Below are 5,724 nucleotides of genomic sequence, written 5' to 3'. Positions count from 1 at the left end.
CCCCTGCCCCCTGCCCCTCATCCTCTCTCCGGTTCTTTGACAAAAACGAGTGGAAGAAGTGCTGCTAGTCGAAATAGACTAGAGAGGGCAAACAACCCTAGCAAGCCTCCAAACTGAGCAAATTGGACGATGAAGCTGCCTATAGTTGCGCCTAAAGCACCACTCCCTCCAGCGACGGCAGCTGCTGTCGCAAAATAGATAGACTGATTTTTAATTGGTGCGATCGCCAATTGTATATTGTTGCTGCATAAGTCAATCGCCGCCCATGTACCTCCAGCCAAGATGTGTAACAGAGGTAGCCACAACCAGATATCAAGGCGATTAGCACCAATCCCCAGCCATAGCAGTGGCGTAGCTCCAACCAAAATCCCAATACAGATGAGGATGGGACGATTGCCTATCTTGTCTGCTAATTTTCCCCACAAAATAAGCATTAGCAAAGTCGCCCCCGCCTGAAGGCTATTGTAGATAGTCACATAACTCACATCCAAATCCAGCGTATCCAGCATATAGAGGTTGAAAAAAGGAGCGCTGAGGTTAACAGCAAGATTCCAGAAGCTGAAATACAGCAGAAATCTTAAAAAGTTAGAGTTTTTCCAAACACTATTAGTTAATTGGTTTTGTGGTGGATGAATTGATTGAGCGACTTCAGAAGATTCATTTTTTGCAATCTCTGGCAGAATCTCACTTATTTGAGTTGAATTGCCATAATCAGTATTTTGCGATCGCGGATTCATATCCACTTGGAAATACTGACACCCCAATCCCGCAATTCCTAAAACAATGCTTATCAGCAGAACCACCCCATAGCCTTGTAGAGTTCCACCATACCAATGTGATACAGCTAGACCAGCCATTGGTACGCAAACCAAATTGGTGAGATTAGCAGCACTATTGCGTGTCCCAAAATACCTGCCTCGCAATCGCCGAGGAACTATCATTGCAACCCAACTTAGCCACGATGCGGTTCCTAGTCCTCCCAAAAGATTGCTGAATAGAACAATCAAAAGTGTCAATATCACTAATTGGTGAGTATTAATCGCTCCCAAACTTACGCCTACAATACCGATTACTAGAGCCAGCCATAGCAGCCGACCAATTCCATGTGTCCGAAGAGAATATTGAAAGCGGCTGGTGCTACGTTCAGACAAGTAAGCACCCAACGGCTGAATCAGATTGACCAACATAGGGATAGAGCAAAGCATCCCAAATACTACTGGACTAGCACCCAATTCCACCAAGAAATTGCTGAGTAAAATCCCGCCAGTTCCAAGAGAGTAAACCGCCGCTAAGATAGAATCCGCAGTGGAGGCTTTTAAACTTGTGCGAATCGCATCCTTGGGAATTCGAGAGGTTGGAGAAAGTGCTGTTGGTGGTAAAGAAATCTGCGGAATTTCCAGAGTCAGTGGCGCAGTTGTTTCAACCTGAACAAAATCCATAATGTATGTTTATGAGTAAAGCATCCTGACATAAATCCGGTTGTCGAAGAACTCAGTATGCTTTTATTAGCATTTTTAATAAGTTTTCGTTATTCTAGCTTGCAATTTTCAACAAAAATTTTAGATAAGTAAATATCACTCCTTAGTAACAGAAGGTATAAGTGATCAAACAAAGATTATTTAATTTTTTGGGATTGGTAATGGCGATCGCGATCGCTATTATTGCTTGTCAAAGTCTACAATTACCAAGCAAACCGTTAGCATCTACCGCAGTTAGTATCAAACTTAGTGGCTGGGGAGGTTCTCCTGTTGAGCAAAAACTCTTGAGACAGGTATTGCGAGAGTTTGAGGTACAACATCCAACTATTAAGGTCAAATATGAGGTAATTTCCGACCAATACATGGATGTAATCAAAACTCGTTTAGTTGGGGAAGCTGCGCCAGATGTCTTTTATCTCGATGCGCTAGAAGCTCCTTTCTTGATGAGTCAGAATGTCTTAGAACCATTAGAAAGTTACATTACTCCCGAATTTGACCTAACGGATTTTGAAGATACCCTACTCAACAGTTTCAAATATCAAAATCATATTTATGGTCTTCCCAAAGACTATTCCACCCTTGCCCTGTTTTATAACAAAAAAGCATTCGCCGCCGCAGGGTTGAGTAATCCACCGATTACTTGGGATGAATTACGTAACTACTCGAAACAATTGACAGGCAAACTTAACAAATACGGCTTTGGGGAAATTCCCGAATTGGCGCGTCAGGCTTATAAAATTAAAGCCTTTGGTGGGCAACTAGTTAATCAAAATGGTTCTGCTACCTTTGCGAGTGAAGCAGGTTTAAAGGGTTTAGAGTTAGTAGTAGACCAGTATCAAAAAGACCGTTCCTCTGCCCAAAAATCTGATGTCGGGACAAACTCAGGTAGTGAAATGTTTGGTCAGAGTAAAGTGGCAATGGTGATTGAGGGTAACTGGGCAATTCCTTATTTAACTGAAACCTTTCCTCAAGTAGAGTTTGCGACTGCACCAGTGCCTACGATTAATGACAAAAAAGGCACGATGGTCTTTACAGTTGCCTACGTCATGAACAAGCAAGCACAGCACAAAGCCGAAGCCTGGGAGTTGATTTCTTATCTTACGGGCAAAGAAGGAATGCAGAAGTGGACAGGAACAGGGTTTGCTTTGCCAACACGTAAATCAGTGGCAAAGAATTTAGGTTATGACCAAGATGCACTGCGATCGCCATTAGTGGCGGGAGTAAATTATGCTACACCGTGGCAGGTGGGGAAATATCCAGGTGCGATCGTGAATAACTTTGATAACCAGTTTGTCAGCGCCTTGTTGGGGCAACAACCATTAAAGCAGGCGATGATGAAGGCACAGAATGAAGCTAATCAGCAAATTAAAGCGATGGATTAAACAATCTTTCTTACCTTCACCAAATCACTTCTGAGTAGAAGTTTGCTATCTCTTTATCAGATGTAATTATTGCAGCTTGATTACTTCTGGCTAGTGCGACGACAACTCGATCTACTGGATCTCGATGACCCCATTCTAAATTGGCACTTTCCATCCAAATATTTTCATCAATGGGTACAATCTGAACAGTACTAGACTTTTTCAGCGTTACTACATACTCGTTAAGATTGACTCCTAAATCTAGTTTTTTATTTTTGATTTTTAAAGCAATTTCCCATATAGCTATAGACGGAACAAGACCATTTTTATCCCTTTCCATGTAGTCGCACGCTTCTTTGGCTTTTTCAGAAAGTCTGGCTGGATCTAAACTCCACCAGATTAAGGCACAAGTGTCAAGGACTATCTTCACAATTGTGGCCATTCCTCAGTTGTTGGTGTAGTTAAATCCTCAAAGTACTTCACTTTACCGCGCATTTCTCCAAATAACTCCTCTGTTGAAGGTGTTTGCGCGTATTTGGAAATTTTCACGACTGGCTTACCGCGATCGGTAACTACAATTTCTTCTCCCTCTGACTCTACAAGTCGTAAGAACTCAAGAAGTTGAGATTTGAGTTTACTTTTGGAAATTGATTTCATAATAACCATAGTCATGACTATAGTCATATTCTAATAGGACATAGCATGAACTATTGCTCAATATTTATCGGCTATGACCAAGACCTGCTGCGATCGCCATTAGTGGCAGGAGTGGATTATGCTACACCGTGGCAGGTGGGAAAATATCCAAGTGCGTAGGCGTAGCCCGCCGTAGGCATCGTGAATAACTTTGATAACCAGTTTGTCAGCGCCTTGTTGGGGCAACAACCATTAAAGCAGGCGATGCTGAAGGCAGAGAATGAAGCTAATCAGCAGATTAAAGCGATGGATTGACTGAAAATCAATGCCTTTGCGGATGTCTATGTTTGCTTCGGTTAGTAGTTTTATCAGAATATAGGCACGAGAGCGATCGCTAACTTCCAGTGCCAAGGCATCGTATACTTTTTATGGGTCTTTTTTTTGCAGTTCCATTAGCAGATAGGCGTTGAACTCGTAGTAGCCTCGGACTGAGGCAGAGTAAGCAGCCCGTAGTTCTTCGTTAGCTATTTTGGCGCGTAAATCTTCAATGATTTTAATAGCTGCTTGAATATGTGTTAGAGCTTGTTGTAAATTACCCCGACTGTCTTCAAGGGTAGCCATATTAGAGAGGGTGGCGACTTCCCCTTCTCTGTCCCCCACAGCACGGCGTATGGGTAAAGCTTGGTTGTAGTATTTGAGCGCTTCTTGCTTTTCTCCTAATGAGTTGTAGATACTGCCAATATTGTGGAGGATAGTGGCTTCCCTTCTTCTCTCGCCCACTGCACGGAGTAGGGGTAAAGCTTGGTTGAAGTATTTGAGCGCTTCTTGCTCTTCTCCTAATGAGATGTAGACAAAGCCAATATCGTTGAGGGTGCGGGCTTCCACTTTTCTGTCGCCCACTGCACGCCCTATGGGTAAAGCTTGGTTGAGGTATTTGAGCGCTTCTTGCTTTTCTCCTAATGAGATGTAGACAATGCCAATATTGATGAGGGTGCTGGCTTCCATTCCCTTGTCCCCCACAGCACGGAGTATTGGTAAAGCTTGGTTGAAGTATTTGAGCGCTTCTTGCTTTTCTCCTAATGAGTTGTAGACACTGCCGATATAGGCGAGGGTGACGGCTTCCACTTTTGTGTCTCCCACTGCACGGCTTATGGGTAAAGCTTGGTTGAGGTATTTGAGCGCTTCTTGCTTTTCTCCTAATGAGCCGTAGACTTTGCCAATATTGTTGAGGGTGCTGGCTTCGATTCCCTTCTCCCCCACTGCACGGAGTATTGGTAAAGCTTGGTTGTAGTATTTGAGCGCTTCTTGCTTTTCTCCTAAATCGCCGTAGACTTTGCCAATATTGTTGAGTGTGTCAGCTTCCCAGGTTTTATCATCAACTTGTTGCCAAAGCTTCAGCGCTTCTTGGTATTTTGCGATCGCTTGTCGCAATGATTCTGCTGTCCCTTGTTGATAAAGTTTCAATCCCTCTTGAAAAACACGTTCAGCAGCAGCACGAGTGGCATTTTGTTGAGTGGTTCCTGGGCGCTGTGCTATCTGCAACCCTATGTTTCTTGGTGTCGCCCCCACAGCATCAGCAAGCATTATCGTACTCAGCAACAAAGTTAAACTGTAGCGGGTCACTTTTGGTATAAACCACCAGCAAAACCCCTGATTATTTGCACTCCCCATGATTTATCAGTCTCAATAAGTGATTATTTACAGCCTATCCCGTCGGCATCAATTCCGATTATGTTCACACATGCCTCATCTCGAAGAGACATAAAGATTCTTGCAAGTCTTGGACGAATTTTTAAATCGTGTCAAAGGTAATCTCGATAGCTCTATTTCTTACTCTTGAGACTCTACCTTTTGGATAAACTTTTGAATTGCTTGTAAATACGAGTTACTTCCAGGTTGATAAATTTGGACATGTTTTCCTTTTGGAATTAATAAAAGTTGTTTGGGTTCAGGGGCAGCATCATATAACTGCTGACTCATGTAGGATGGAACAATGCTGTCATCAGTTCCATGAATAAATAAAACGGGAAGACGTAGAGAACGAACTTTAGAAATAGAATCAAACTTTTGTGTTAGCAGCAGATCGATGGGAAACATCCGTAACCAATCTCTATATTGGATTTCCTCTGCCATTGATGTAAAAGAGCTTTGCACAATTAATCCACTAGCTTCTCTGACTTTTCACGGGATGTGGAAAAGAAAGAATGGTTCGCGATACTCTATCGCGAACCAATTCCTATTCTTTATTA

General features: G+C 42.8%; 6 protein-coding genes and 1 pseudogene. 2 read left to right on the top strand and 5 right to left on the bottom strand.

The features are described from left to right. Positions 1 to 17: 17 nt before the first annotated feature. The gene (locus GNF10_RS34525; protein ID WP_185580733.1) at positions 18 to 1,439 is read right to left on the bottom strand and encodes an MFS transporter; all 1,422 of its coding nucleotides are present in this window, start codon (positions 1,437 to 1,439) and stop codon (positions 18 to 20) included. Between the two features lie 200 nt (positions 1,440 to 1,639). Here GNF10_RS34525 and GNF10_RS34520 point away from each other — a divergent pair, with 200 nt between their 5' ends. Next, positions 1,640 to 2,860, top strand: a complete 1,221-nt coding sequence (locus tag GNF10_RS34520; RefSeq protein ID WP_185580736.1) for an ABC transporter substrate-binding protein — start codon at positions 1,640 to 1,642, stop codon at positions 2,858 to 2,860. A gap of 16 nt (positions 2,861 to 2,876) precedes the next feature. Here GNF10_RS34520 and GNF10_RS34515 read toward each other — a convergent pair whose 3' ends face one another. Both GNF10_RS34515 and GNF10_RS34510 read right to left on the bottom strand, forming a co-directional pair. Then, positions 2,877 to 3,269 carry a type II toxin-antitoxin system VapC family toxin gene (locus GNF10_RS34515; RefSeq protein WP_185580734.1) on the bottom strand — a complete coding sequence of 131 codons (393 nt, stop codon included), beginning with the start codon at positions 3,267 to 3,269 and terminating at the stop codon, positions 2,877 to 2,879. Then, entirely contained in the window at positions 3,266 to 3,511 is a 246-nt protein-coding gene (locus GNF10_RS34510) for a type II toxin-antitoxin system Phd/YefM family antitoxin (RefSeq protein WP_242064838.1), read from the bottom strand. Before GNF10_RS34510 ends, GNF10_RS34515 begins: the two co-directional genes overlap by 4 nt. Before the next feature lie 54 nt (positions 3,512 to 3,565). Here GNF10_RS34510 and GNF10_RS34505 point away from each other — a divergent pair. Next, positions 3,566 to 3,790 (top strand): annotated as a pseudogene (locus tag GNF10_RS34505) (ABC transporter substrate-binding protein); the annotation flags it as partial. 111 nt (positions 3,791 to 3,901) lie between these two features. Here GNF10_RS34505 and GNF10_RS34500 read toward each other — a convergent pair. Both GNF10_RS34500 and GNF10_RS34495 read right to left on the bottom strand, forming a co-directional pair. Continuing rightward, positions 3,902 to 5,146 (bottom strand): tetratricopeptide repeat protein, encoded by a 1,245-nt coding sequence (locus GNF10_RS34500; RefSeq protein ID WP_185580735.1) that lies wholly within the window; start codon positions 5,144 to 5,146, stop codon positions 3,902 to 3,904. A gap of 159 nt (positions 5,147 to 5,305) precedes the next feature. Continuing rightward, on the bottom strand, positions 5,306 to 5,629 hold the full coding sequence (locus GNF10_RS34495; protein ID WP_311774264.1) for an alpha/beta hydrolase: 324 nt from the start codon (positions 5,627 to 5,629) through the stop codon (positions 5,306 to 5,308). Positions 5,630 to 5,724 lie beyond the last annotated feature (95 nt).

This window comes from Nostoc sp. UCD121 (genome assembly GCF_014222285.1).
Lineage (GTDB): Bacteria > Cyanobacteriota > Cyanobacteriia > Cyanobacteriales > Nostocaceae > Nostoc.
Note: the sequence above shows the minus strand (reverse complement) of the source record. Positions and strands in the feature narration are given on the sequence as shown.